The organism is Candidatus Phaeomarinobacter ectocarpi (genome assembly GCF_000689395.1).
Classification (GTDB): domain Bacteria; phylum Pseudomonadota; class Alphaproteobacteria; order CGMCC-115125; family CGMCC-115125; genus Pyruvatibacter; species Pyruvatibacter ectocarpi.
The window spans coordinates 3,264,902-3,290,622 of record NZ_HG966617.1 but is presented as its reverse complement, the minus strand read 5'-3'; the positions used below and the strand labels follow the sequence as shown (position 1 = coordinate 3,290,622).

General features: G+C 60.4%; 27 protein-coding genes. 15 read left to right on the top strand and 12 right to left on the bottom strand.

Features of this window, described 5'->3' with window-relative positions; translation table 11 throughout:
• Positions 1 to 52: 52 nt before the first annotated feature.
• From BN1012_RS15790 to BN1012_RS15780, 3 genes are all read left to right on the top strand, one after another.
• Positions 53 to 730, top strand: coding sequence for a PAS domain-containing protein (locus tag BN1012_RS15790; RefSeq protein ID WP_043950323.1), 678 nt, complete (start codon positions 53 to 55; stop codon positions 728 to 730).
• Between the two features lie 58 nt (positions 731 to 788).
• Positions 789 to 1,358, top strand: coding sequence for a PAS domain-containing protein (locus BN1012_RS15785; RefSeq protein ID WP_043950322.1), 570 nt, complete (start codon positions 789 to 791; stop codon positions 1,356 to 1,358).
• A gap of 125 nt (positions 1,359 to 1,483) precedes the next feature.
• Entirely contained in the window at positions 1,484 to 2,155 is a 672-nt protein-coding gene (locus BN1012_RS15780) for a PAS domain-containing protein (RefSeq protein ID WP_043950321.1), read from the top strand.
• A 24-nt stretch (positions 2,156 to 2,179) separates the two neighbouring features.
• Here the strand turns inward: BN1012_RS15780 and BN1012_RS15775 are convergent, their stop codons facing one another.
• From BN1012_RS15775 to BN1012_RS15765, 3 genes are all read right to left on the bottom strand, one after another.
• Entirely contained in the window at positions 2,180 to 3,154 is a 975-nt protein-coding gene (locus BN1012_RS15775) for a quinone oxidoreductase family protein (RefSeq protein WP_043950320.1), read from the bottom strand.
• Between the two features lie 91 nt (positions 3,155 to 3,245).
• Entirely contained in the window at positions 3,246 to 3,944 is a 699-nt protein-coding gene (locus BN1012_RS15770) for a dienelactone hydrolase family protein (protein WP_043950319.1), read from the bottom strand.
• Positions 3,945 to 4,104: 160 nt separating this feature from the next.
• Positions 4,105 to 6,129, bottom strand: coding sequence for a thioredoxin domain-containing protein (locus BN1012_RS15765; protein WP_043951241.1), 2,025 nt, complete (start codon positions 6,127 to 6,129; stop codon positions 4,105 to 4,107).
• Positions 6,130 to 6,207: 78 nt separating this feature from the next.
• On the opposite strand from BN1012_RS15765, the gene BN1012_RS15760 reads away from it, so the two are divergent.
• The 6 genes from BN1012_RS15760 to BN1012_RS15735 all read left to right on the top strand — a co-directional run bounded on the left by BN1012_RS15760 (position 6,208) and on the right by BN1012_RS15735 (position 12,590).
• A complete protein-coding gene (locus tag BN1012_RS15760) occupies positions 6,208 to 6,525 on the top strand; it encodes a DUF6489 family protein (RefSeq protein ID WP_043951240.1) in 318 nt (105 codons plus the stop codon).
• A gap of 18 nt (positions 6,526 to 6,543) precedes the next feature.
• A complete protein-coding gene (gene mnmE, locus BN1012_RS15755; protein WP_043950318.1) occupies positions 6,544 to 7,881 on the top strand; it encodes a tRNA uridine-5-carboxymethylaminomethyl(34) synthesis GTPase MnmE in 1,338 nt (445 codons plus the stop codon).
• 196 nt (positions 7,882 to 8,077) lie between these two features.
• Positions 8,078 to 9,985: a tRNA uridine-5-carboxymethylaminomethyl(34) synthesis enzyme MnmG gene (gene mnmG, locus BN1012_RS15750; protein ID WP_244442916.1), complete on the top strand. Its 1,908-nt coding sequence runs from the start codon at positions 8,078 to 8,080 to the stop codon at positions 9,983 to 9,985.
• A gap of 39 nt (positions 9,986 to 10,024) precedes the next feature.
• On the top strand, positions 10,025 to 10,687 hold the full coding sequence (rsmG, locus tag BN1012_RS15745; RefSeq protein WP_122381416.1) for a 16S rRNA (guanine(527)-N(7))-methyltransferase RsmG: 663 nt from the start codon (positions 10,025 to 10,027) through the stop codon (positions 10,685 to 10,687).
• A gap of 43 nt (positions 10,688 to 10,730) precedes the next feature.
• On the top strand, positions 10,731 to 11,570 hold the full coding sequence (locus BN1012_RS15740; RefSeq protein WP_043951238.1) for a ParA family protein: 840 nt from the start codon (positions 10,731 to 10,733) through the stop codon (positions 11,568 to 11,570).
• Positions 11,571 to 11,696: 126 nt separating this feature from the next.
• Complete coding sequence (locus BN1012_RS15735; protein ID WP_043950316.1) at positions 11,697 to 12,590, top strand: ParB/RepB/Spo0J family partition protein; 894 nt, start codon at positions 11,697 to 11,699, stop codon at positions 12,588 to 12,590.
• A 132-nt stretch (positions 12,591 to 12,722) separates the two neighbouring features.
• Here BN1012_RS15735 and holA read toward each other — a convergent pair whose 3' ends face one another.
• From holA to BN1012_RS15715, 4 genes are all read right to left on the bottom strand, one after another.
• Positions 12,723 to 13,751, bottom strand: a complete 1,029-nt coding sequence (gene holA, locus BN1012_RS15730) for a DNA polymerase III subunit delta (RefSeq protein ID WP_043950315.1) — start codon at positions 13,749 to 13,751, stop codon at positions 12,723 to 12,725.
• A gap of 50 nt (positions 13,752 to 13,801) precedes the next feature.
• Positions 13,802 to 14,521, bottom strand: a complete 720-nt coding sequence (locus tag BN1012_RS15725; RefSeq protein WP_043950314.1) for an LPS assembly lipoprotein LptE — start codon at positions 14,519 to 14,521, stop codon at positions 13,802 to 13,804.
• 4 nt (positions 14,522 to 14,525) lie between these two features.
• Positions 14,526 to 17,147 (bottom strand): leucine--tRNA ligase, encoded by a 2,622-nt coding sequence (gene leuS, locus BN1012_RS15720; protein WP_043950313.1) that lies wholly within the window; start codon positions 17,145 to 17,147, stop codon positions 14,526 to 14,528.
• 98 nt (positions 17,148 to 17,245) lie between these two features.
• The gene (locus BN1012_RS15715) at positions 17,246 to 17,797 is read right to left on the bottom strand and encodes a DUF3576 domain-containing protein (protein WP_043951237.1); all 552 of its coding nucleotides are present in this window, start codon (positions 17,795 to 17,797) and stop codon (positions 17,246 to 17,248) included.
• Between the two features lie 526 nt (positions 17,798 to 18,323).
• Between BN1012_RS15715 and BN1012_RS15710 the strand changes: the two genes are divergently transcribed.
• The gene (locus BN1012_RS15710) at positions 18,324 to 19,598 is read left to right on the top strand and encodes a porin (RefSeq protein ID WP_043950312.1); all 1,275 of its coding nucleotides are present in this window, start codon (positions 18,324 to 18,326) and stop codon (positions 19,596 to 19,598) included.
• 115 nt (positions 19,599 to 19,713) lie between these two features.
• On the opposite strand, the gene BN1012_RS15705 is transcribed toward BN1012_RS15710, so the two are convergent.
• Positions 19,714 to 20,346, bottom strand: a complete 633-nt coding sequence (locus BN1012_RS15705) for a thiamine phosphate synthase (RefSeq protein WP_052535499.1) — start codon at positions 20,344 to 20,346, stop codon at positions 19,714 to 19,716.
• On the opposite strand from BN1012_RS15705, the gene BN1012_RS15700 reads away from it, so the two are divergent.
• A complete protein-coding gene (locus BN1012_RS15700) occupies positions 20,345 to 21,034 on the top strand; it encodes a YggS family pyridoxal phosphate-dependent enzyme (RefSeq protein WP_081826453.1) in 690 nt (229 codons plus the stop codon). The genes BN1012_RS15705 and BN1012_RS15700 overlap by 2 nt on opposite strands.
• Here the strand turns inward: BN1012_RS15700 and BN1012_RS15695 are convergent.
• Both BN1012_RS15695 and BN1012_RS17165 read right to left on the bottom strand, forming a co-directional pair.
• Positions 21,031 to 21,567, bottom strand: coding sequence for a L,D-transpeptidase family protein (locus BN1012_RS15695; protein WP_043950311.1), 537 nt, complete (start codon positions 21,565 to 21,567; stop codon positions 21,031 to 21,033). The two genes, BN1012_RS15700 and BN1012_RS15695, sit on opposite strands and share 4 nt — an antisense overlap.
• Positions 21,568 to 21,621: 54 nt before the next feature.
• Entirely contained in the window at positions 21,622 to 22,419 is a 798-nt protein-coding gene (locus BN1012_RS17165; RefSeq protein WP_052535497.1) for a hypothetical protein, read from the bottom strand.
• Positions 22,420 to 22,743: 324 nt separating this feature from the next.
• On the opposite strand from BN1012_RS17165, the gene BN1012_RS15685 reads away from it, so the two are divergent.
• On the top strand, positions 22,744 to 23,433 hold the full coding sequence (locus BN1012_RS15685; RefSeq protein ID WP_043950310.1) for a response regulator transcription factor: 690 nt from the start codon (positions 22,744 to 22,746) through the stop codon (positions 23,431 to 23,433).
• Positions 23,434 to 23,468: 35 nt separating this feature from the next.
• Here the strand turns inward: BN1012_RS15685 and BN1012_RS15680 are convergent, their stop codons facing one another.
• Complete coding sequence (locus tag BN1012_RS15680; protein WP_043950309.1) at positions 23,469 to 23,669, bottom strand: hypothetical protein; 201 nt, start codon at positions 23,667 to 23,669, stop codon at positions 23,469 to 23,471.
• Positions 23,670 to 23,827: 158 nt separating this feature from the next.
• Between BN1012_RS15680 and BN1012_RS15675 the strand changes: the two genes are divergently transcribed.
• Positions 23,828 to 24,088: a hypothetical protein gene (locus BN1012_RS15675; RefSeq protein ID WP_043950308.1), complete on the top strand. Its 261-nt coding sequence runs from the start codon at positions 23,828 to 23,830 to the stop codon at positions 24,086 to 24,088.
• Between the two features lie 16 nt (positions 24,089 to 24,104).
• Here the strand turns inward: BN1012_RS15675 and BN1012_RS15670 are convergent, their stop codons facing one another.
• Positions 24,105 to 24,548, bottom strand: coding sequence for an acyl-CoA thioesterase (locus BN1012_RS15670; protein ID WP_043950307.1), 444 nt, complete (start codon positions 24,546 to 24,548; stop codon positions 24,105 to 24,107).
• Between the two features lie 87 nt (positions 24,549 to 24,635).
• Here BN1012_RS15670 and BN1012_RS15665 point away from each other — a divergent pair, with 87 nt between their 5' ends.
• Both BN1012_RS15665 and BN1012_RS15660 read left to right on the top strand, forming a co-directional pair.
• Positions 24,636 to 25,148, top strand: a complete 513-nt coding sequence (locus BN1012_RS15665; protein WP_145973489.1) for a cyclic nucleotide-binding domain-containing protein — start codon at positions 24,636 to 24,638, stop codon at positions 25,146 to 25,148.
• Positions 25,149 to 25,193: 45 nt separating this feature from the next.
• Positions 25,194 to 25,658: a PaaI family thioesterase gene (locus BN1012_RS15660; RefSeq protein ID WP_052535495.1), complete on the top strand. Its 465-nt coding sequence runs from the start codon at positions 25,194 to 25,196 to the stop codon at positions 25,656 to 25,658.
• Positions 25,659 to 25,721: the final 63 nt, after the last annotated feature.

Here is a 25,721-nt window from a genome sequence, read left to right as displayed (position 1 = left end):
TTTGGTGTCGGACATGTATCGTCCGCACTGAATGCGTGGGTGGAGCAGACAAATGCGTGACAACGGGCCTGGTCGTGAAGTCCCCGGATGGTCGACGCCTGCCTTCGACCCCAATTTCGTTCGCTCGGTCAAAACGCCCTTTTCTGGCCAGTATGATGACCTTCCGGCGGTTTCCAACGGTATGGAACTGACCCATGTGGGACGCGAGATGCTGGCTTATTGGCACGGCACGCGCGGCACCAACCCCATGCCGGATACCTCCCAGATCAGCCCGAAAGACTTCCGCGAGCTGCTGCCCTATTCGCGGTATCTCAGCTGGGAAGCGGCTGATGATCTGCGCATCCGGGTCTTTGGCAGTGCCCTGAGTACAGCGTTTGGTGCGGACCTGACCGGCACGAACCTGCTCGACCTCATGGGGCCTGACCAATACGACGATGAACTCGCGGCCTTCAAAATGCTCCATGGCCAGCCGTGCGGCAGCGTGACCATCCGACGATCCTACATTGCCGGTGGCGGTAGCCGGGAAATAGAGCTTCTTCATTTGCCGGTTGCTGCGATTTCCAACAGCGGTGACGGGATGACAAATGGCGATCGCATCATTGGATCGATCATGCTGCGCGAGGTGCCGGACCACTGGGATGGCACGTCGGACCGCTCAAAACCGATGGACCTCCTGGAGCGGAGCTTCATTGATATTGGTTTTGGGGTGCCAGACGGTGCTGAGCTTTAGCCGGCCAACTAGTTTGAGGGTTAACCTCTCGCAGAGGAATCCTCGATAGTTTTTCCCCATGCTAGCAACGGATACATCAGCTACAGATCTGCCGGAGTTGGAAGAGGGCATAGCCCTTTCGCATCGCTCGCAGGCGTTTCTCGCGTACTGGAACGACGTACGCGGAGCATCGAAAATACCTGCGGCCGATGATGTTCGCCCGTCTGATTTTATCAGCCTGCTGCCCTATGTCAGATATTTGCGATGGGATGGCGCCGGATCACTTGTCTTCAAGGTGTGGGGCACCGCCCTTGCGGACTGGATGAATGCTGATCTGACCGGGCGCAACGTATTTGATCTTTTGCCGGAATCCGAGCGCGCTGCTGAACAAGTGCGGCTCAAGAACCTCCACAGCCTGCCATGTGGTTTTGTGCAGCAACGCCGGGTGACGGATATATCCGGCATGACCCGCTTGTTTGAATTTCTGACGCTGCCGGTCGCTGCCGGGTCCGATGGCCAGCTGCGCATGATTGGTCCGGGGTCCTTTGTGGATGCAGTGCCGGGTGAGCGTGTTGAGCTGGCGGATGATCCCAAAACCGTCATCCATTCGTTCCGGTATCTTGACCTTGGATTCGGCGTTCCGGCCTAGAACCGTTCAACTGTGAATTAAAGTGGTAACGGTTTCTTGGTGCGCTTCGTGCCTTAACTGGGCGGCAGGTCAGCTTCGCACTGTCGCACCGTTTGTCGGCTCCCCACTCTCAGGAAGAGGTTCACGTGAGCGAAACACATAATTCGCCTCTTGTGTCTGGATGGGCCTATTCGGCTTTGCGCCCGGAGGTTGCCAATTCGGCAGCCGCCAAGGTTGCCGCTCCCTTATCGGAAGTCCCGCGTCACCACGGTGATGTACGTCTGACGCCTGTCGCGCACGCGTTTCTTGCCCATTGGTGGCACATACGCGGTGACAAGACGGTACCCCACAAAGAAGATATTTCTCCCCCTCACATGCGGACCCTTGCGCCCTATGTTCGATATCTCGAATGGCAGGGTCCGGACCTTGTGCATCGCCTGTGGGGCAGTGCTCTTACAGAAAGCGCGGGCGTCGATCTGACCGGCCAGGACATGCTCGCGTATGTGGCGCCGGAGCGCCGCGACTCGCGCCGCAATCTGTTTCAGGGCGTAGGCGACCATCCCTGTGGGTGCGTGATGGTGGTGCGTACTGACAGTGACCTTCAATTCGGCCAAGCATTTGAAATGACGTTTCTGCCGGTTTCTGTCGGCGATGGGCCACCGCGTCTGATTGGCACGCTACAGTGGTGCAAGGCGCGTGATGTGCTGGATCCCCTGTCCTATCACCCGCAGAAGCAGCATCTGCTCGCGGTCGAAAACACGGCGTTCATCGACGTGGGTGCCGGGACGCCAGACAAGAGTTTGCTGGCCGGCCAGTAGAGCTCCCGTGTTGGGGTTGCCGTTCTAAGGGATCAGAACCGTTGCACCGGTTGTTTTTCGACCTTCAAGATCTTTGTGGGCCTGTGCCGCGTCTGCCAAAGCATATTCCTGACGGACATCTGCTTTGACCGCACCTTTTGCCATGACTTCAAACAGGTCAGCGGCCGTCATGGCGAGATCTTCATCACTGGCGGTATAGGCAGCCAGAGAGGGGCGGGTCACGAAGAGCGATCCCTTGAGATTGAGGATACTCAGGTCAAAGGGCGGGACGGGGCCTGACGCATTGCCGAAACTTGCCAGCAGTCCCAGCGGGGCCAGGCAATCCAGCGACATATTGAACGTGTCCTTGCCGACACCGTCATAGACGACCGGCACCATCTTGCCGCCGGTGATCTCGCGAACGCGCGCGGGTACGTCTTCGTCGCGGTAGAGAATCGTGTGGTCGGCACCGGCCTGTTTGGCGAGGGCAGCCTTCTCTTCGCTGCCAACTGTCCCGATCACTGTCGCGCCCAGATGCTTTGCCCATTGGCAGGCAATTAGGCCAACGCCGCCGGCGGCTGCGTGAAACAGTATCGTGTCACCGGCTTTGACTTCGTAGGTACGACGCAGAAGGTAGTGGGCCGTCATGCCTTTGAGCATCATGGCGGCAGCGTCTTTGTCGCTCACACCGTCAGGCACTTTCACCAGACGGTTGGCAGGGGCGTTTTGTGCTTCTGAATAGGCGCCCAGTGGTCCTGATCCATAGGCAACGCGGTCGCCTTCTTTCAAAGCCGTGACACCGTCGCCGACCTTTGTGACCACGCCGGCGGCTTCAAGCCCCAGGCCACAGGGTATGGGAGCGGGATAGAGCCCGGTCCGAAAGTACGTGTCGATGTAGTTGAGGCCGATGGCCGTGTGTTTCACCTGCACTTCGCCTGCGCCTGGATCGGCGAGATCCACGTCCACGAGCTTGAGAACTTCCGGCCCGCCGGTTTCAGTAATGCGAATGGCTTTGACCATGGAAACGTTCCTGCCTGTCACTGGGTGCGCGTTGATTTGATTCGTGTACGGAACGAGGCCCGTATTGAGTCAGTTTTGAACCCGGCAGCGCCTAGGCGAGGTGCTGGCGGAAGAATGCCAGCGTGCGTCCATTGGCGAGATCGGCGTCGTCCTGATGGAAATGGGCGCCGCCTTCACGGGCAAAGGCATGGTCGCGGCCTGCATAGGAATGCACCGTGATGTGATCGTTCCCCGCAAGGCCTTCCTTGATGGCGGCCTGGGCTTCAGCAGGGACAAATTCGTCCTTTTCCGCGATGTGCAGCATCAGTGGCTTTTTGATCTGCTCGGCCTCATCCAGCTTTTCCTGAATGTTGACACCGTAAAACCCGACGCTGGCATCTGCGTCCGTGCGGGCAGCGGTCAGGTAAGCGAGGAGGCCGCCGAGGCAATAGCCCACAGCGCCGACCTTGTTGTTGCAGACTTCCATCTGGCGCAGATGCTCGATGGTGGCGTCCACGTCAATGATACCGGCGTCCACGTCAAACTTGCCAAACAGCTCAAATGCCTTGGCCCATTCTTCTTCCGTCTTGTCGGTGATCTGAATGCCGGGCTCGAGCCGCCAGAACAGGTCCGGGCACAGGGCGACAAACCCTTCGCGGGCGAGCTGGTCACAGATATCGCGCATCACCTGATTGACGCCGAAAATTTCCTGGATGACGACGATGCCGGGGCCTTTGCCATTGTCCGGGGTGGCGAGGTAGCCGCCAAATGTGCCGTCGGGGCCTTTGATCTCGATGTCCTGTCCGCTCACGTGTCGCGCTCCATAGCTTGGGTGAGGAATATCCTGACTGTTGCCGCGCACCTTAGCGTGCAGGGGCGGCCACGCAAGCAAATGTGGCGCATTGCCTCTGGATTGGAAGGGGGGGTGGATGTGATGGGGTGGTTCAATCCCCACTTTCAGTCCGGCCCGCTTACACCGGCCGGGCCAGCATGCTGTGGAGGGCATCCGCATTGTCGACCGGGAGCGAGCAATTTGTGCCCTGGCAGACATAGGCCGCAGCTTCGGCGTCCTTGGGCACGGTCTTGCCGTGGGCCGGGTGGCTGGCGGGCAGGTCGTTACTGGCCACATTGAGGACGAGCGAGGGCAGGGGTGATTTGAGGGCCACCTGCCGCAACGCATCGGCTTGCGGGCCGGTGCCGGCAATGACCACCTGCGTGGCATTGAGCAGCGTATCCAGGCCATTGAGATAGGTGCACATGGGGAAGAAATTACGTGCCAGATCAGAGGCGAATGTCCGGATGATCTGATTGGCCCGGTCTCGATAGGTTTCGTCGCCGGTGAGATAGTAAAGCCGGGCGAGATTTTCGATCATGGTGGCATTGGCGGAGGGCGTTGCGTCATCGGTTACGCTGCGGGTGCGCACCACCAGGGCTTCGGCGTCGTCTGCTGTGAAAAAGTAGCCGTGGCCGTCGTTGTCCCAATAATGGGTGTGAAGTTCGTCGGCCCAGTCTTTGGCCTGTGTCAGGCAGGTGTCGTCCGCGGTCGCCTCGTAAAGGGCCTGGGCGGCTGAAATCATGTTGGCGTAGCCGTCCGCCATGGCAAGGTGTTGCAACTTACCCGCCCTGAACGCGTGATGCAGCCTGCCGTTCATGATCATTCGTGTACAGATGAACTCAAACGCGCTCTGCGCTGCTTCCAGCCAGACCGGCTCGTCGTGGGCGGCGCCGGCCCTGGCGAGAGCTGCAATCATCTGGCCGTTCCAGTCGGTCAGGATCTTGTCGTCCCAGCCGGGGCGAATGCGTGGCGCGCGGGTGGTGAACAGGACTTCGCGCATGCGGGCAAACAGGGCTTCCTGATCGGTGGGTAGGTCCTCGGGGTGGTCCAGGCGGTTGAGGATGGTGTGGCCCTCGAAATTCCCGTTCGGCGTCACGTCATAAATGCGCTTGAAGTCAGCAACATCGTCAGGGGCGAAGTCGGTGAGGGCGGCGTCGATTTCGGTTTCGGACCAGACATAGAACTTGCCTTCCTCGCCTTCGCTGTCCGCATCAAGGCTGGCGCCAAACGCGCCCTCCTCGGTCACCATTTCGCGCAGCACCCAGCCGACCGTTTCATGAAGGCGGGCCGCAAACAGAGTGGAGTCGGTGCCGGTGGCCACATCGCTCAGCAGGCCGATGAGGCAGGCATTGTCGTAGAGCATTTTTTCAAAGTGCGGCACCAGCCATCGTTCATCGACGGAATAGCGCGCCAGGCCGCCGCCCAAATGATCGTAGATGCCGCCCTGGCACATGCGGGTGAGGGTGAGGGTCACAGAGTTGCGGGCGCGTTCGTCGCCAGAGCGCAGCCAGGCCCGCCACAGCAGTTCCAACAGGAAGGGCTGGGGGAATTTGGGGGCGCTGCCGACACCGCCATGTTCCGGGTCCACATTGCGCACCAGCCGGTCCGCCACATTGTCGAGGATTTCGGGTGCCGGTTCGCCGGGGTCCTGGGCCTTTGCCTGTTCCTTGAGGGCTGCGCGCAGGGCGTCGGCGTTCTTGGTCACCTTCTCGCTTTCATCATGGAAGATGCGTGAGACTTCCCGGCAGACATCGGGAAAGCCCGGCCGGCCATAGCCTGCGGTCTTGGGAAAATACGTGCCGCCCCAGAAGGGCTCCCCGTCCGGTGTCAGGAACATGGTCAGCGGCCAGCCGCCTTGCTCGCCCAGATGATGCAGGGCGGACATGTAAATTGTATCGATGTCCGGGCGCTCTTCACGGTCCACCTTGATGTTGACGAACAGCTCATTCATCACCGCGGCCACGGCGTCATCCTCGAAGCTTTCATGGGCCATCACATGGCACCAGTGGCAGGCGGCGTAGCCGACCGACAGCAGGATCGGCTTGTTGCTGGCTTTGGCTTCCGCCAGGGCAGCAGGACCCCACGGGCGCCAGTGCACGGGGTTATCCTTGTGCTGAAGAAGATACGGGCTGGTCTCTTCGCGGAGCAGGTTTTGTGACATGGTGGCTTTCACGACGTAGGGCGGTGCATAAGGGTTCACAACGGTGAACCGACGCCATCAGGAATGCAGGAGCAACGCATGAAGATCAACATCGACATCGAGATGACCCCTGAGGAAGCCCGCAAGGTCATCGGCCTGCCGGACCTGGCGCCCATGCAGGAAGAGCTGGTGGCGCAGATCAGTGACCAGATCAAACGCAACGTTGCCTATGTGGATCCCGAGCTGCTGGTGAAGCTGGCGCTGCCTGTGGGCGTTGAAGGCATCGACAAGTTGCAGAAGCTGTTCTGGGGCGTGGCGAAGTCGGCGGTTGGTGGAAATGGTGCGTCGGACGAGGAGCCCGAGAGCGATTCACCCGCACCAAAGAAGGCCCCTAAGACTCGACGCAAGCGTAGCTAATTCCGGATTACCACCCTCATGGACGACACCGTTTTTGCCCTGTCCAGCGGTCAGGGGCGGGCAGGGATCGCGGTCATTCGCATCAGTGGTCCGCATGCCGCGGACGCCCTGACGGCGCTCAGCGGCACTGATCTGCCGTCGCCGCGCAAGGCGGTGGTGCGGCGGCTGACCGACCCTCGAACAGACGAGCAGCTTGATCAGGCACTGGTGCTCTGGTTGCCGGGCCCCGGCACGGTTACCGGCGACGACATGGCGGAGCTGCATGTGCATGGCAGCACGGCGGTGGTGGCTGGCGTCCTTGATGTGCTGGGAACCCTTGCCGGGCATCGGATGGCGGAACCGGGCGAATTCACCCGCCGCGCCTTTGCCAATGGCCGTATGGACCTGACCCAGGTTGAAGGCCTTGCCGACCTCATTGATGCGGAAACAGCCGGACAGCGGCGGCTGGCGCTGGCGCAGGCCGAAGGTGGGCTTACGGCCAGATGCGCGGACTGGAAGGCGCAGCTTGTGAAGGCGCTGGCGCTGATCGAGGCCGAGATTGATTTCAGCGACGAAGAACTGCCCGAAGGCCTGTCCGATCAGGCGGTGTCGATGATCTCCCGGGTGCACGGGGAGATGACGCAGATACTGGCGTCTGCCAGTGCGGGCGAAGTCATGCGCGATGGCGTGCAGGTTGCCATTCTGGGGGCGCCCAATGTGGGCAAGTCCAGTCTCATGAACCGGCTGGCCCGGCGGGAGGCCGCCATCGTCTCTGATATCTCAGGGACAACCCGCGACATCATCGAGGTGCGCCTTGATCTGGGTGGAATCCCGGTGGTTCTGGCGGATACCGCTGGTTTGCGCGACACCGATGATCCGATCGAGCGTGAGGGCATTGCGCGGGCGAAATCCAAAGCGGCCACTGCCGACATTGCCTTGTGGGTCTGTGACCTCAGCAACGCTGAGGATCCTGTGTGGCCGGAGGGGCTTGAAACAACGCGCCGGCTGGTGATTGGCAACAAGGCTGACATTGCCGGTGAGGGAGAAGGGCAGCCCTGTGACCTTCGCCTGTCTGCGACCACAGGAGAGGGGCTGGACGCCCTGGAAGCATGGCTGGCAGATGCTGCCCGTGATCTTGCCGGTGGCTCGGGGGCGGCGGCTGTTGTTGGCCGCGCTCGACAGGCTTCGGCCTTGCGGGACGCAGCAGATGCGTTGCAGCGTGGTCTTGACGAGGCAGCCCAGGAAACAGATGGCGAGGCGGCTCTCGTCAGTGAGGAAATGCGGATGGCCCTGCGGGCGCTCGGGCGACTGGTTGGGACTGTGGATGTCGAAGACGTGCTCGACGTAATCTTCCGGGACTTCTGCATCGGCAAATAAAGTTAAGGGTTGTTAACGGGTGTTAACGGCGCCTTAACCCGGTCCATGTGTTTCATGGCGTACTGCCGATGATTCACAGCCACCGGGCCTCAATGTTTCACGTGAAACAAATGGAGTCCAAAGCTGTGGATAAAGATGGCTGCTCCCCTGTCTGCGTCCTTTAGTTCGCCGCTTGATTGCGCTATGCACCGCTCCCATGACCCTGATGCCCAATATCATTTCGCCTGTTGATGGCTCCCGCTTTGACGTGATCGTCATTGGTGGCGGTCATGCGGGCTGTGAAGCTGCTGCCGCCGCTGCCCGCATGGGCGCGCAGACGGTGCTGGTGACCCATAGGGCAGACCGCATCGGCGAGATGTCCTGCAACCCGGCCATTGGTGGCATTGGCAAGGGACATCTGGTTCGTGAGATTGACGCGCTGGATGGTCTGATGGGCCAGGTGGCGGACAAGGGTGGCATCCAGTTTCGGATGCTGAACCGGCGCAAGGGCCCGGCGGTGCGTGGACCACGGGCGCAGGCCGACCGGGCGCTGTACCGGAATGCCATGCAGCGGGCGATTGGCCGGACGGAAAATCTCAGTGTGGTCGAGGCTCCGGTGGAAGACCTCATCGTGACCGACCGGACGGTGTCCGGCGTTGTCCTGGATGATGGCCGGCAGCTGCATGGGGCAGGGGTGGTTCTGACCACAGGCACGTTCCTGCGCGGCATCATCCATATGGGCCCGGTGAAGTCGTCCGGCGGACGCATTGGTGATGCGCCGGCCATTGGTCTGGCTGAGACGCTGGATCGCTTTGAACTCAATCTGGGCCGACTCAAGACTGGCACTCCACCCCGTCTCGACGGGCGGACCATAAGGTGGGAATCGCTTCCGGAACAAAAGGGCGATGTGCCGCCTGAGCCATTCTCGTCCCTGACGACTGAAATCACTCAGCAGCAGATCAGCTGCTATGTGACCGGCACCACAGACGCTACCCACGACATCATTCGCGCCAACCTTGATCGTGCGCCGCTTTACTCCGGGCAGATCGAAGGGACGGGGCCGCGCTATTGCCCGTCCGTCGAAGACAAGGTCGTCCGCTTTGCGGAGAAAGACCGGCACCAGATCTTCCTGGAGCCAGAAGGTCTGGATGATCACACGGTCTATCCCAACGGTATTTCGACGTCGCTGCCCGAAGACGTGCAGCTGGCGATGCTGACCACCATTCCGGGGCTGGAAGACGCCCGCATGATCCAGCCCGGCTATGCCATTGAATATGACTATGTGGATCCGCGGGAACTGTCCGTTGGTCTGGCTGTGAAGTCCGTGCCCGGTCTGTTTCTCGCTGGCCAGATCAACGGGACGACGGGCTATGAAGAAGCAGCCGCACAGGGGCTTGTTGCGGGCCTCAATGCGGCACGTCTTGCCAGTGGTGGCGAGGCGATCAGCTTTGAACGGTCCAACTCCTATATCGGTGTGATGATCGATGATCTGGTGACGCGCGGCGTGAGTGAGCCCTATCGCATGTTCACCAGCCGTGCCGAATACCGGTTGAGCCTGCGGGCGGACAATGCGGATCAACGGCTGACGGAGCAGGGCGTGGCCCTTGGGTGTGTCGGGTCTGAACGGGCCAGCCATTTTGCCGGGAAGCGTGCGGCGTTGGATGCCACCCGCGCACGTCTGGACGCACTGACCATGATCCCGCGCGAAGCCGCAGAACACGGTCTGAAGATCAATCAGGACGGGGTGCGCCGGACCGCCTTTGAGATGCTGCGCTACAAGGAAGTGGACATGGCCTGGCTGGGCCGCGTCTGGCCTGAGCTGCAGGGGATTGATCCGGCTGTGGCATCGCAGATGGAAATCGAGGGCGGCTACGCGGTGTACCTTGAGCGTCAGGCGTCTGACATCAAGGCCTTCGAGCGCGACGAGAATGTGCGGTTGCCCGCGGGTCTCGACTACACGGAGGTTCCCGGTCTGTCGATTGAATGCCAGCAGCGGCTGACACGGGTGCAGCCGGCAACCCTGGGGCAGGCTGCCCGCGTTGAGGGTGTTACAGCTGCAGGCATCACCGCGTTGCTGATGCATCTGCGCTCGCGGCCATCAGGGTCCGGCGTCGCCGCTGAATAATCCCCCGCTCGGGCATTTCCTGTGGATAAAGGTCTGCAAGTGACTGACGTAGAATCCCTTTCCGGCCTGGCTGCTGTTTCACGTGAAACACACGAACGGCTCGAGATCTATCGGGCGTTGCTCGTCAAATGGCAGGCGTCCATCAACCTCGTGGCGCCGTCCACGGTGGATACGGCATGGGAGCGGCACTTTGCAGATTCAGCCCAGCTGCTGGCGCACGCGCCGGACGATATAAAGCTGTGGCTTGATGTGGGCAGCGGGGCCGGCTTCCCGGGTCTCGTGATGGGCATCATGATGATGGAAACTCATCCGGGTGCGGAAGCTGTTCTGATCGAAAGCGACACCCGCAAATGCGCCTTTCTGCAGACTGTCATTGCACAGACGAAAGCACCCGTTCGGGTGCTGCCGATGCGGGTCGAAAAGGCGGCTGAAAATGTTGTCGAACGAGTGGGCGGATACCCCGATGTGATCTCGGCGCGGGCGGTAGCGCCGCTGCCAAAACTGCTCGAAATGATTGCGCCCTTTTGGTCACAGGATTCCACGGGTCTCTTTATGAAGGGACGAGATGTAGTGTTGGAATTGACCGAGGCCGCAAAATGTTGGACGATTAAGGCCTCTCATGCCCCAAGTATTACCGCCGGGGATGGGGTCATACTCAAGCTGGAGGAGCTTGCCCGTGTCCGCGCCGAAACAGCCAACTGATCAGAATTCAACACCTGCTGCAGGCCGGTCTGACACCACGCCGATTGACCTGTCTGCGATCCGCGCTGCGGTCCAGCCGGGGGAGCCTCGGGTGCTTGTTCTGGCCAACCAGAAAGGCGGCGTCGGCAAGACCACCACAGCCATCAATCTGGGCACCGCGCTGGCCGCTGTCGGCGAGCGGGTGCTGGTTGTCGATCTTGACCCCCAGGGCAACGCGTCGACCGGTCTGGGTGTTGATCGCAACAGCCGTCCGGTGACGGCCTACGAGGTGCTGATCGGCGAAGCTGAAATCAAGGACGCGACGATCGAGACGACCGTTCCGGGTCTGTCACTTGTTGCGTCCTCCATGGATCTGCTGGGCGCAGAACTCGAGCTGGCTGATTTCGAGCAGCGCTCGCACCGCCTCGACAATGCGCTGGATGCTTTCACCTCATCTGAAGCAGGCCGCGCATACTCATATGTTCTGGTGGATTGCCCGCCATCGCTCAATCTGCTGACGATCAATGCCATGGTTGCAGCGGACGCCATTCTGGTTCCCCTTCAGTGCGAGTTCTTCGCGCTCGAAGGGTTGAGCCAGCTGCTGCACACCGTCGAGCGGGTGCGGACGAGCCTCAATCCTGATCTTGAGATTCAGGGCATCGTGCTGACCATGTTCGACAAGCGGAACAATCTGTCTGATCAGGTGGCCGCCGACGTGCGCGAATATATGGGCGACAAGGTTTACCGCACGGTGATCCCGCGCAATGTGCGCATCTCCGAGGCGCCCAGTTTTGGCAAACCGGCACTTGTCTATGACTACAAATGTGCAGGCTCCAAAGCCTATATGAAACTGGCGTCCGAGCTCATTCAGCGCGAGCGGGATATCAAGCACGCCGCTGCCTGAAAGGGCGACCCGGCGCCTGACGACAAGCCGGAACCTGAGACCGAAACATAAGCGGGCGACAGCAAAGTAGGGCCAGGCCATACCTGTGCCCCAGCCAAGATCGCAGCGACTGAAGGATACGAAAAAATGGCGGCAGACGAGGGAAAACGACGCGGACTGGGACGCGGGCTTGCGGCTCTGATCGGAGACGACGCGCCGGCGGACAAGCGTGGTCAGCCTGCGGCGACCATCAGCCCCAACACGGTCCCGATCGAATTTTTGAAGGCCAACCCGTTTCAGCCACGTCGTGATTTCACGAAGGAAGACCTGGCCGATCTGACCGCCTCTGTCGCCGAGAAGGGGGTCATTCAGCCTATCGTTGTGCGGCCGGTTTCAGGCGCGACGAACTCATTCGAGATTGTTGCCGGTGAACGGCGCTGGCGGGCTGCCCAGGCTGCGAAGCTTGATCGGGTGCCGGTGGTGGTTAGGGATCTCAGTGATGCTGAGACCCTCGAAATCGCGATCATCGAAAACGTCCAGCGTGCCGACCTCAATCCGATTGAAGAAGCCGATGGCTATGACCGGCTGATGGAGGAGTTCAGCTACACCCAGGCCGATGTCTCCAAACTCATCGGCAAGAGTCGCAGCCATGTTGCCAATACATTGCGACTCCGTTCGCTGCCCAAGAAAGTCCGCGGCTTCCTCGCCGCCGGTGACCTGAGCGCCGGCCATGCCCGCGCGATCATGGGCCATGATGATGCGGTGGCGCTTGCCAAGCAGATCATCGCCGATGGCCTGTCGGTGCGGGAAGCCGAAGCGCTGGGCAAGAAGCCGTTCAAGGCGGTTAAGGCCAAAAAGGCGAGTGTTTCTGCCGAGAAAGACGCGGACACCAAATCCCTGGAGCGCAATATCGCGGATTCTCTGGGGCTGGCGGTGTCGATTGACCACAAGGGTGATACCGGCGGCAAGGTGCTGATCAATTACAAGACGCTTGAGCAACTCGACGAGATCTGCCGTCGTCTGGCGAACGGCAAGATCTAGCCGCCTTTCCAAACTGACAATTTAATTGCTTCTTTCAGGGCCGCCGATGCACTCAGCGTCGGCGGCTTGTTTTTGCCGTAGGGGCGACGCACTCAGCGTCGGCGGCCTGTTGCTGCAGTACGGGCAATGCACTCAGCCTCGGCGTCCTGCTGCTGCCGCGCGGGCGATGCTCATCATCGCGCGGGCGACGAGAGGTTCCGTCAGCGCACCGGCGCCTCGGCAATTGGCTTCTGCATCGGCCAGCATCGCCAGCGCGCCATCAAGCCGACGGCGGGACCAGACCGCACATTGGCGACGCATGGCGGGTTGCCGTGAGAAATGCAGGGGCGGGCGCAAGGAGCGCAAAATTTCGTCAAGGCGGCCGCCACGTTCAACACGCCCGAGTACCAGATGCAGGCGCTGAAGATGCATTGTCAGTGTACGGATCATACGCTCGGGTGCGACGCCGCTTTCAACCAGTTTGGCAAAGCTCGTGTCGAATGCCTGCATGTCGCCGCTGGCAGCAGCATCCACGGCATCATCAAGGCCGCGCGCATCTGCACCGCCGACGCTGGCTTCAATATCCTCAAGGGTGACGGGGCTCTCGCCGCCCTTGTAGAGAATGAGTTTTTCAATCTCGTTGCGTGACAGCTGGCGGTCCGCCCCCAGTTGATCGACCAGCGTGGTGAGCACTGCATGATCCGCATCCAGTCCGGCCTCGCGGAACATGCCTTGTGCCAGGCGCTCAAGATTTTCCGCCGTGTCTGCGTAACAGGGCAGGGCGGCTGCTTCCTTCGATGACTCAGCCAGTTTGCGCAGGGCCGAGCGCGGCGTGAGTTCTCCGGCTTCGAGAATAACAAAGCCATCGCCGGGCTGATCGAGATATCCAGCGAGGGACTTGGCCGCTGCCTCGCCCGCGTCTCTCACGCGCACAACACGGCGTCCGCCAAACATGGCAACGGCACCTGCTTCATCTGCAAGGCGAGCGGGATCACCCTTGAGAGCCTGTTCTTCCAGATCCGCGACACTGAAGGGATCATCCGGCGTATCGGTCAGGGCGTTGAGCAGGGTTTTTGCCCGTTCGCGCACCAGGCCCAGATCGGGCCCATAGATCAATGCGGCGCGGACAGTGTCCGGCGGCGTCTTGACAAAACGCTCGATCTCGGCGGCTTTGAGCTTCACCTGCTGGTGCCCTTTCTACCTAGGGGCGTGGGCCACAAAGAAGCGCGCGGCTACTCGCCAGGCTGTACAGCAACGGGTGCCGGAAAGCGCGCCTCGGTTTCTTCCCCGTCGTCATCCTCGTCGTCATCCTCCGGCGGGGGTGAGAGAGGTGAGTCCAGCGGCTCGGGGGGATAGGTCCGGTCGACCTTGGCGGCGGCAATCTTTGCGGCTTCCGCAATGGCCGCGCGCCGGCGTTCCTTTGGCGAGGCCAGCTGCGCCAACTTGATGGCAAGACGCTGGGCCAGGACATCGGCAACCGCCTCCGCGGCGCGCTCCTCTGCATCGCGTTGCGCGATGACGTTGGCGTATTCTGAATCAGATCGGTTCAGCGATGCGGTCCGGCTGAGCGTCGAACTGTAGAGGCGATCTCCGGTGGCGAGTTCAATCAGGCGATAGGACGCCGTCAGCTTGTAGTTGCGGCGCAGGACAGTTGAATCCTCCTGCACCAGCAAGTCGCCCAGTGAATCGGTGATGGTCACATCAAGCTGATAGGCGGGAAAAGCAGGCTGGCCGCGGGGCGTCAAACGATTGATCAGGCCATTGCGCAGCTGCTGACCCACACGATCATCGCCAATTGGGCCAATCGCAATGGTTTCACTGCCAATGCGCGCCGCGTTGCCCTCGTCGCTGGTGCCATAGAGCGGCCGAAAGCTGCACGCCGCCACTACCAGCGCCAGACCCAGTCCAACTGCTACCGCCTTCACGCCCATGCCGACCCCTGATACCTGCATTTGATTATCCAACGATATTGACGATGCGCCCGGGCACCACAATGACCTTGCGCACCTGCTTGCCGTCTAGCGCCTTTTGCACCTTGTCCAGTGCCAGTGCCGCCTGCTCGATAGTAGGCTGATCAGCATCGCGCGCAACTGTCAGTTCATCGCGGCGCTTGCCGTTTACCTGCACAGCCAAGGTCACGCTGTCTTCCACCAGCAACGCGTCATCTGCCTGCGGCCAAGGCAGATCAACCACCAGGGTTTCATGGCCCAGAGTCGCCCATGCTTCTTCCGCCAGATGCGGGATCATGGGAGCGGCGAGCTGGACGAGTGTCTCACTTGCTTCGCGGGCGGCAAAACCGTCACCGGCATTGCCCGCGCCGATTTTGAAACCAGACAGGGCATTCACCAGTTCATAAAGCCGGGCCACCGCACTGTTGAAGCGGAAGGAGTCGATCCCGTCCGTCACACCCTGAATGGCCTTGTGCGTTTCTTTGCGCAGGGCCAGCGCTGCATCTGAAAAATCAGCCGGGGCAGGTGTTCCAGGATCAGGCATCGCGGCGGCATTGCCGGTGACCGCGCGCCAGAGACGCTGGGTGAAACGCCATGCGCCCTCGACACCGGCTTCGGTCCACTCCACGTCGCGCTCGGGCGGGCTGTCGGACAGCATGAAGAAGCGGGCCGTGTCGGCACCGTATTCATTGATGATGTCGGTCGGGTCGATGGTGTTCTTCTTCGACTTCGACATCTTTTCAACGCTACCGATCGAGACCGGGTTGCCGGTGTCGCGTGCGGTTGCGGTGCGTGCGCCATCAATTGTCTGGAAATCAATCTCGGCGGGGGACAGCCATGTGCCGTCGGCTGACTTGTAGGTCTCGTGGTTGACCATGCCCTGGGTGAACAGCCCGGCGAAGGGTTCAGCCAGATCCACATGTCCGGTCTTCTGCATGGCGCGGGTAAAGAAACGCGAATAGAGCAGGTGCAAAATCGCGTGCTCGATGCCGCCGATATACTGGTCGACCGGCAACCACTTGTTGGCGGCTGCGCGATCTGTTGGCGTCTCAGCGTTCGGTGCTGTGAAGCGGGCAAAGTACCAGGACGAATCCACGAAGGTGTCAAACGTATCGGTCTCGCGGCGCGCGGCCTTGCCGCAATTGGGGCAGGTGACGTCTTTCCAGGTGGCGTGGCGGTCCAGCGGATTGCCGGGGGCATCAAACGTCACGTCTTCAGGCAAGGTCACCGGCAGGTCTGCTTTGGGCACGGGCACGACACCGCAATCATCGCAATGGATGATCGGGATCGGGCACCCCCAGTAGCGCTGGCGTGAAATGCCCCAGTCGCGCAGACGATAGTTTGTTGTTCCTTCGCCCAATGCCTTGTCTTCAAGGGCGGCAATGGCTTTTGCTTTTGCTTCGCCAACGGCGAGGCCATTGAGGAACTCGGAATTGATGGCAACGCCATCGCCCGTATAAGCCTCACTGCCGGCTTCCAATGTGGAGGCAAACTCAGACGCATCGGCATCCTTGGGCGCCACAACAGCCGTCACCGGCAAATCATATTTGCGGGCGAAATCCAGGTCGCGCTGATCGTGGGCCGGACAGGCAAAGATGGCGCCGGTGCCATATTCCATCAGCACGAAGTTGGCGATGTAGACCGGCAGTTGCTTGCCGTCGATAAACGGATGCTGTGCTGTCAGGCCGGTGTCGATGCCGCGCTTCTCAGCTTTCTCAATTGCTTCCTCACTGGTGCCGACCTTGGCGCAATCAGCAATGAAATCTGCGATCGGTGCATTGTCTTTCGCCAGCCGAGCAGCGAGGGGATGCTGCGGAGAAATGGCGCAGAAGGAGGCACCAAAGAGGGTGTCCGGCCGGGTGGTGAACACCTCGAGCTTTTCGTCCGTATGCGCACTATCTCCCGACAGCGGGAAGAATACGCGCGCGCCCTGCGACTTGCCGATCCAGTTCTTCTGCATCAGCCGGACTTTTTCCGGCCACCTGTCCAGCGAGTCGAGGCCTTCCAGCAACTCGTCGGAATAATCCGAGATCTTCAAGAACCACTGGGTCAGCTCACGGCGTTCAACCGGTGCGCCTGAGCGCCAGCCTTTGCCGTCAATGACCTGCTCGTTGGCCAGCACCGTGTTATCGACCGGGTCCCAGTTCACCGTGGACTTGCGGCGCTCGACAATGCCAGCCTCCAGGAAGTCCAGGAACAGGGCCTGCTCGTGCTGATAATACTCCGGGTCACAGGTGGCGAACTCGCGGTCCCAGTCGATGGCAAGGCCGATCACTTTCAGCTGCTCGCGCATGGCGGCGATGTTGTCGTAGGTCCAGCCCTTGGGGTGCACACCTTTTTCCATGGCGGCGTTTTCAGCCGGCATGCCAAAGGCGTCCCAGCCCATGGGATGGAGCACGGCATGGCCGCGTGCCCGTTTGTACCGGGCCACCACATCTCCCATGGCGTAGTTGCGCACGTGGCCCATGTGGATGCGGCCGGACGGGTAGGGGAACATTTCCAGCACGTAGTATTTCGGGCGGTCGTCATCGGTCGGCGGTGTCTGGAAGACATGCCGTTCGTCCCAGGCCTGCTGCCATTTGGGTTCTGATGTCTTTGGGTTGTAGCGGTCTGGAACTGACGTGGTCATCTGGATTGCTCAAACAAATTGGGCACGGGGTTCAAAACACCCGTGCCCGTAAAATGTATGTGGTGATCTTGATGTGATCGATTTGGGCGGGGTGAGGCTTACTCTTCCGCCGCTAGCGTATCAATGCGCAACTGGCGGGCACGGATGAGAATTGCATTCTCAAGCTGTGCGGCCGTGCCCGGCGTCACTGCTGCATCGACCCAACCAGCCCCGTCAGGCGCCTGGGCCTGCTTGAAGACCGATACTTTCACACCATCAGCGCGCAGGCTGGTGTCGAGAATGTAGATTGTCATCTTGAAGCGCTCGGAAGGTGCTTCTGGTGCTGTGAACCAGTCGGTGATGATGACACCACCGAACGGGTCAGCTGAAGAAAGCGGCATAAAGGAAGTTGTGTCGAGGGACGCGCGCCACAGGAAGCTGTTGACGCCAATGCCGTTTGCATTGCCGTCATCGCTGCTGCCGCCGCCGCCCAGGCCAAACAGCCCGCCTTCACCAAAAACGCCGGGCTCATTGCCGGCCCTGCCAAAGGGGTCACTTTTGCCGCCGGGCTTCTCCGTGGGGAAGCGGTTCTCAGTCTCAATACCGGTGCCGCACGCACTAAGGCCGAATGCGATGGCAATAGAGACAGCGAAAATCTTGAGGTAATTCAATGTATATCCAACTTGCACAGGCCGACCCGCAATCCGGTCTGGAAAGGCGGCAGGGCAACCGCCAAAACGCATTAAGCCCTTGATATTTGCTTATAACGAGCCGTTGTGGCCCTTAGCAAGCCACAAGAAACCGCAGGGGCATCACGACCCCTTACACTTCGCCACAAACGGGCTTCCGGACCCATGGGCAAGGTGAGACATTGATGCAACACTAAGCATGACCGCAAGGGCCTGCAACAGGTGTGGCAGGTGCCCGTGTTGCTGAATGGCAGTTCCAGAATGGGGCGCTGTTTTCCAAGATATCCTGCCATTTCGCCTCCAAAAGGGTGGTTTTGGTAATCCCTCGTTAGGGAATTGTGTCCCCAAGGCCACATATGCATGCGTCCGAACCCGGATCAGGCCCGGACTGCTTGACGATTGGCCCCCAATGTCAGAGTTTGCGTCTCGAGCATGGGGGGCGAACCTCGTCCCGTTTGGGCATGTTCTCGTGCTCTAGTGCACACCTCTTTTCGAATGTGAGGGACAGATGAAGAAGCTTCTTGGAACTACTGCCCTGGTGGCCGCCGCTTTTGCGACCGCGCCTGCCATGGCTGCTGATAAGATCAACATTAAGGTCGGCGGTTATTTCGTCGGCTCAATCGCGGCTGTTTTCGACAATGATGCAGGCGAGGGTACAACCCGCGCTGCTGCACCTGCGCCGATCGGCCTTCTTCAGGGTCAGGACCAGCGGACTATCCGTTTCGGTCGTGAAGCTGAAATCCACTTCAAGGGTTCAACAACTCTCGACAACGGCGTTGAAGTCGGCGTCAAGTTTGAGCTTGAATCCGGTGAGCGTGGCGCATCCGACACTGTTGACGAAGCCTACCTCTGGGTAAGCGGCGCCTTCGGTGAATTCCAGTTCGGTGCACAGGACGGCGTTGGCGATCAGATGCCAATCGTTGCTCCGTCTCCTTTCCTGGAAACGTTTGCTAACGACACTGACCTCGACCCACTGGGTGCCGGCGACAACCGTGGCGCAGGCCTGTTCTCCAACACAACAGCGGCTGTTGGCGCTGGTGGTGCTGGTGCACTGGTTCAGTCCGGTAACGATGGCATCATCAACACTGTGGTCGACTTCTCTGGCGACAGCGACAAGATCATCTACTTCACGCCACGTCTTGCTGGCTTCCAGATTGGTCTTTCGTTCACACCAGAACTTGAAGAGCTTTCAGGTGACGAGTCATTCGGTGACTCATTCTCGGGCAACAACACGATCGAGAACATCTTCGAAGCTGGTATCACCTGGGAATACGCATTCAACGGCGTAGACCTTGGCGCATCCTTCGTTTACCTGACAGCTGACGGTGGCGTTGTTAACACCAACGTTAACGGCACACCTCAGGTCATCGGCAACAGCGCACCTGATCTTGAAGACTGGGCAGCTGGCGCAAGCGTTGGCTTCGCTGGCTTCACAATTGGTGGCGCATACGCCGTCAAGGAAACAGACGCTTCACAGTTCGGTGTTGGTACGGCTCAGCCTCGTGTTCTTGAAGATTACAAGGCATGGGACGTTGGCGTAACATACGGCACAGGTCCTTGGACTTTCGGTGTTGAATACGCTGAAGCTAACCGTGACGCATCAATCAACCCGGGTGCAGTAGCTCGCAACTTCGACGAAGTTGACCTGTCTGCAATCGTGACTGGTGTTGCTTACTCACTGGGCGGTGGCGCTAACGTCACTCTCGGTTACAAGTACGCTGAAGACGAAGCTGTGAACCGCGAAGGTTCTGCTCTCTTCACCGAATTCGGCGTGAAGTTCTAAGCTTCATACCACTCGGTACTTTGGGAAGGGCGGGTCTTTGGACCCGCCCTTTTCTTTTTGTCTGAAGCCTGGTCGTTGGTTCAAGGCCCGGCCGCCCATGGTGCGGGATCCGGTGTCAGGTAAAGCGAATGCCCGCAACGCCGCATAGGGGCAGACCCGTCAAACGGCCTATCGTCCCTGGCCTCACGCCGCCCAGAGCGTAAGCGGGCGTTGGCAGCGCCTCGAGAACGCCGGCGAGGCCCAGCGGTCCAAGAACCGGATGCTTAGGATGGCTTTGTGTCGCAAAGACCGGCGACACCAGCGCCACGTCGCACAGGGCTCTCCCCGCGATGACAACAGACCTTGCCGCCTGTCGACTATGGACAGCGGTTGAAATTCGGAGACCATGATTTCGCGCCCGCGCCACGTCCTGAATGCTCTGTCTCCACAAACCTTCGGGTATGTGCACTCCCCAGGCGCCAACCCTCAAAGCAAGCGGGACGTCTCCACCCACCACAAGACGCACGTTGTGATGACGACAGGCGGCCGCCAGCCTTGCTGTGTAGTGCGCGCGGTTTTTCAGGTCATAGTCGCGCAGGCAGATGATGGTTCCTGCGGGAACAGTGTCTGCCAGATGCCAGGCGTCTCCCTGCACCGCACGGTCGGTCATGACGATCAGGTTTGGCCACTGGTCCTGCCGCCGAGGGGCAAACTGCAGGTCCGCAAGCCTTGCGATGGTATGCAGCGCGGCCTTATGGTCAGCTCCCATGAGCACACCTCCAGACCCCAGCCCCCATGGCCCACTTGAAGCCATCCGTACCCGGATTAAATCCGTCGCGGCTGATGCGGGACGCGCGTCCGATGCCGTTACGCTTGTCGCCGTCAGCAAGACCTTTCCAGCCGAGGCGATCGTTCCTGTCCTTGAGGCGGGCCAGCGGGTGTTTGGTGAAAACAGAGTTCAGGAAGCGCAGGAGAAGTGGCCGACGCTGCGGGAAACTTTTCCTGATGCCCATGTGCATCTGATTGGTCCCCTGCAAACCAACAAGGCCAAGGATGCGGTGGCCTTGTTCGACGCCATTCATTCCGTGGACCGGGTCAAGCTTGCGCGGGTGCTTGCGCGTGAAATCAAGGCGCAGGGGCGGGATCCGGATCTGTATCTGCAGATCAATACCGGCGAAGAGCCGCAAAAGTCCGGCGCATCGCCTGCTGACGCTGACGGGTTCATTGCGGCCTGCCGTGAGGAGCATTGCCTGCGCATTGCCGGTTTGATGTGTATCCCGCCGGCTGACGAAGACCCGGCACCGCATTTTGATCTCCTGGCCGAGATCGCCAGGCGCAATGGCATTGACGGTTTGAGCATGGGCATGAGCGCGGACTACGACGTTGCCATTGCGCATGGCGCGACGCATGTCCGGGTTGGCAGCGCCATTTTCGGCAAGCGGACACCGCATCCCTAAACCGACTGCCCAAACGGATATGGGTGAATGGTGATGCTGCTTCTGGGTGTCACACGACGCAGCACATAACTCAGGTCATCAGGATCAAGCGCCACACATCCCAGCGTCGGCCCAAAGTCTGGTCGTGCCACATGCATGAAGATCGCGCTCCCAAGGCCTGGCACAACAGGGGCATCATTGTGTCCAAGCACGACAACCACATCATAGAGCCGGTCGCGCCTTGCCAGTTTTTCGGCGCTTGACGAATAGGGCAGGCGGACCGGCCGATTGTAGGCCGGGTCAGCACTCTCATCGCACCACCCGTCGCGCGGTCCAATGGGTCTGGCCTGCAGGGCCGTCGATGGCCTGTATCCCCGGTCGCCCCTGTAGAGAACGTGCCGCAGCGCGAAGGTCCCTGCCGGTGATGCGCCGTCGCCTTCGCGCCCCGGGGACGTGACACCGTTCCTGCCAAGGGCGCAGCGCATGACCGTGTCGCCAATGCGCAACCTGCCGCCATGTGCCTGTGGGCCATGCTGCCAAACATCAATATCCATGGTGAGAGTCTATCAGCATGCCGGGTGTCAAACAGCATCCTTGCTGCGTGGCGCCTAAAGGGCCTTGTTGACCAGGCGGCCTTGCGACGCCGCCGCAGCCGGGGCATAGGCCAAACCGGGCTGCGGATTGTCATTAGTGTTGGCCGGTGTTGCCGGGGCTCCAAACGATTGAAGCAACGCGTCAAAGGCCGACGAAGACAGCGACGGCAATGGGGGTTCTGACGCGGGATCGGAGGTGATCGATTGTGCCTGTGGCTGTGTCTGTGGCGTCGCGGAGCGTACTGCGGGTTTGGTGGTCGCTGGAAGGGCGGCGGGTACTGGCGGCAGGGCCGCGGGGACAGGCAATGGTGTGGTGGCGGCATCGCGTGCCGCCGTTTGGATCGATTTTTCGTCTGCAGAAGGCTCAGCCTCATCGTCCCCGAACAGGGCGGTCATCACGTGGCCGCCCATGCTGTCGCCGGAAAAGGATTCCACTGCCACATCAACCAGGGAGGCTGCTGCGCCCAGGACGCCGCCGAACAGGCCACCGCCCAGGACACGGGACTCCGGGCGGATCTCGTCGCCGGTGATCTCACGGTACACCGTGGACACCACGGGCAGATGCTGCAGCGGATTGACGATATCCAGCAGGTCATCGAACGAAAAACCGTCCTCATCCGTCGCAGCCTCAGTCGCGGCAACCGTGGAGGCAGTTGTGATTGGCGACCCTTCAACGGCGCTTTCAGCGGCATGTAAGCCTGCTGGATGCATGCCCGTTGCCGGCAGCCGGTCGTCCAGCGCGCGCCCAAAACGGTGCGTTGGTTCCTGATAAGGTGCGGCGGGTAACGGTGCTGTGATGGCTGCGGTCTGCATGTTCGGGCTCCCTTGCGCTTAGTGTTGCAAGTCTTGAACCAGACAAATATCAAGATATTTCAACGACTTAGGTTGGTCAGCCGGTCGCCGGACCGGCACAATTTGCCGGGGGGTCGGCAAGCTTGGGGAGGCCCGCCGCTCACGGGCGGTTGACGCGTAGGTGAAAGACTGTGTGTGGCACGTGTACGGGTCGGCCCCCTACATAAGCCCCACGCCAATGTTGCGGGGTACCCTTTGTAAGAGGGCCTCGAAATGGCGTAACAGTGTAGAAACAAGCCAGCGGAGAGTGCTCCGCATTCGGCCAATTAAGCGGCGGGGGCCCTTATGAGCAATATCCGGAAAATCCTTCTAGTCGACGATGACGACGCCCTGCGTGAATCCCTCGCCGAGCAGCTCGACCTGCATCAGGAATTTGAAGTCACCACCGCTGACAAAGGCACCGATGCCGTCAAGCTAGCAAAAGACGCCCATGTGGACCTCGTCCTCCTCGACGTTGGTCTTCCTGACATGGATGGCCGGGAGGTCTGTCGCCTGCTGCGTGGCCAGGGCGTGAAATGCCCGATTGTCATGCTGACCGGCCATGACTCTGACGCTGACACAATTCTGGGCCTTGATTCAGGTGCCAATGACTACGTCACCAAGCCGTTCCGCTTTGGGGTGCTGCTCGCGCGCATTCGTGCCCAGCTGCGCCAGCATGAGCAGAGCGAAGACGCTGTCTTCAAAATTGGACCATACACATTCAAGCCGGCGGCAAAGCTGCTGCTTGAAGAAGAAGCCAACAAGAAGGTGCGCCTCACGGAAAAAGAGACTGCGATCCTCAAATATCTGTATCGCTCCGGCGACCGTGTGGTTGGCCGCGACGTGCTGCTGCACGAGGTGTGGGGCTACAATGCGGGCGTCACGACGCACACGCTGGAAACGCACATCTATCGACTGCGCCAGAAGATCGAAGCCGATCCCTCAAACGCTGAGATACTTGTGACTGAAACGGGCGGCTACCGTCTGGTCCCGTAGGCTTTCCAGCGCTTAACAAACAAGGCTGCCGTCGCTTATGCGGCTGCAGCCTTTTTTGTGTCCATCGGTGCCTTGGCACGGGTGGTCAAGGTGATGATGACCAGAAGGCACAACATCACCGGCGCGCCGATGAGGGCGGCATAAAAGAAGACCATGGGGCTGACCAGGATGGCGGCCAGCACGAGAACCAGCAGTGCGTTGACCATGGTCAACAAAAGGGAATTGGGGTTTGTCATCGGTTAGAGCCCTAGCAAATTAGCGTTTCCGTCTCCCCCCGGATGCGTGGGGGATATGTGCCTAAACCGGCGTATTCTGACCAGTGACACGGCGCCGCATCTGCGGTTTCGTCGCAGCTGTGCGAGGCTTGGACAAGCATCACTGACCGGAAAGCCTGATGACCAAGGAGCCCAGCGTGGAACCCAGCGCGGAACAAAAGCTCGTCCGTTTCATGCTCAGCCATATGCTGGCGGGGCTTGCGGCCGGTCTGGTATTTGGCGGTGCGCTGATTGCAACCAACACCGCAAATCTGCGCACGCTGCTTTTCGCGTCGCCCGAAGGGTGGCTGTTCGCCATCCTGTTTTTCATGGGACTGTCCGTCACCTTTGGCAGTCTCGCCATGGGTGTGGCGATCATGCTGTCCGGCAAACGGGACTAGCAGCAATCCGGGGTCGTCAGTCGGCGGGCCACATCACCGGGTAGCCTTCGATGAATTCCTGCGGCATGCGACGGGGTCGGCCTGAGGTCAGGGCGATGACGGCAAAGTTGGTGTGCGCCCGCACAAGTGTTCGTCCGGTGGCTTCATCGCAAATCTGAAAACGGCGGCTGAGGCGCACGCGCCCGTCATTGGCGCTGATCCAGGTGGCGACCAGGGCGGTCTCGCCGGGCATGGCAGAACTCTTGTAGTCGATCTCATGGCGCACAACGATGACGCCGGAATCCAGCTCGCGATACTTTTCAAAGTCGAGGCCGAGTGATTTGGAGTGTTCCCACGCGCCGTCATTGATCCAGCGGACATAGACGGCGTTGTTGACGTGCCCAAAGGCATCAATGTCGGCATCCTGAACTTTGAACGACGCGACGTAGGGGTTCTCATGGTCCCAGGCAGGGGCAGTCATGGTTCGGCGTTCCTGTCTTTAGTGGCCCGGTCGGGGCAGGCGTGGCGGGCTTGCATGGTGGGGGATGCTTTGCCACAAACTATGTCCATGACAGATGACACCCCCAAGCCGCGCCCGGCGTCAGATAGCATATATCCGGCCCTACCGCTTGAAGAGCTGGTTTCTGCTCTTGCGCGCTCATCGCTGTTTCGGGATGTAGAGCCCGCGCAGTTGCGGTTGCTGGCTTTCTCCGCAGAAGTAAAAGACGTACCCGCCGGCACCGTCCTGCAGGATGCTGATGTGCGCGGTGCGCCGGCGTATCTGGTGAGCGGGGGGCGGCTGCTTGTGGGGGATGACGTTGCGGGACCCGGTGCCCTCATCAATGCACAAGGCGCAATGGCGGAGACGGTGCTCGCCGTCCGCCTGACGGCAAAAACAAACACGCGGCTGCTGGTAATTGATCGGCCACTCGTTGCCCGGCTCATCGGTGAGTACCCGACCATGGGACGCGCCATGATGCGCTCCTTGGGCATGGACTTGCGCGGACTGGCGCGCGGCATCCGCGCACAGGCACGTGAAGCAACGCGTGAACCAGCTCGCGATCCGGTACGCGGCGCCTGACACCTCATTCAATTCAAATACAAATCGACCAATCAGGAGAGACCGATGGCAAGTGCCCGTGAAACAGAAGACTGGCCGCCAAACATCAAAGCCATCTTCAAACGCAAATCCCCGGCAAGTGCCTATCTTGGTCTTGAGGTGATTGATTGCGATGTGGATGCGGGCACCGTTGAGCTGGCGTTTGATGCAACCGACAACCTCTGCAATCTGTGGGGCGGCATTCACGGCGGCATGGTTGCAGCCATGATGGATGACATTCTGGCGATTGCTGTTGGGTTGAAACTCGAATGGGGACAGATTTCTCCAACGCTGGAAATGAAAGTCTCCATGCTGTCCGTCGCCAAACCGGGCCGGTTGACGGGCCGTGGCCGCGTCCTGCGGCGCGGCAAGTCTGTCGTGTTTGTTGAAGGTGAGTTGCTGGATGCGGACGGCACTTTGCTTGCCAAGGGATCAAGCACCTGCACGCTTGTGACCCTCAAGAAGCGCGAAGACAAACCGGCGGACAAATAGAGCGCCGGATTAGCCCTCGGCGTTCGGCGGCATTTTGCTAAGCTTCCCCCAACAACAAAACGG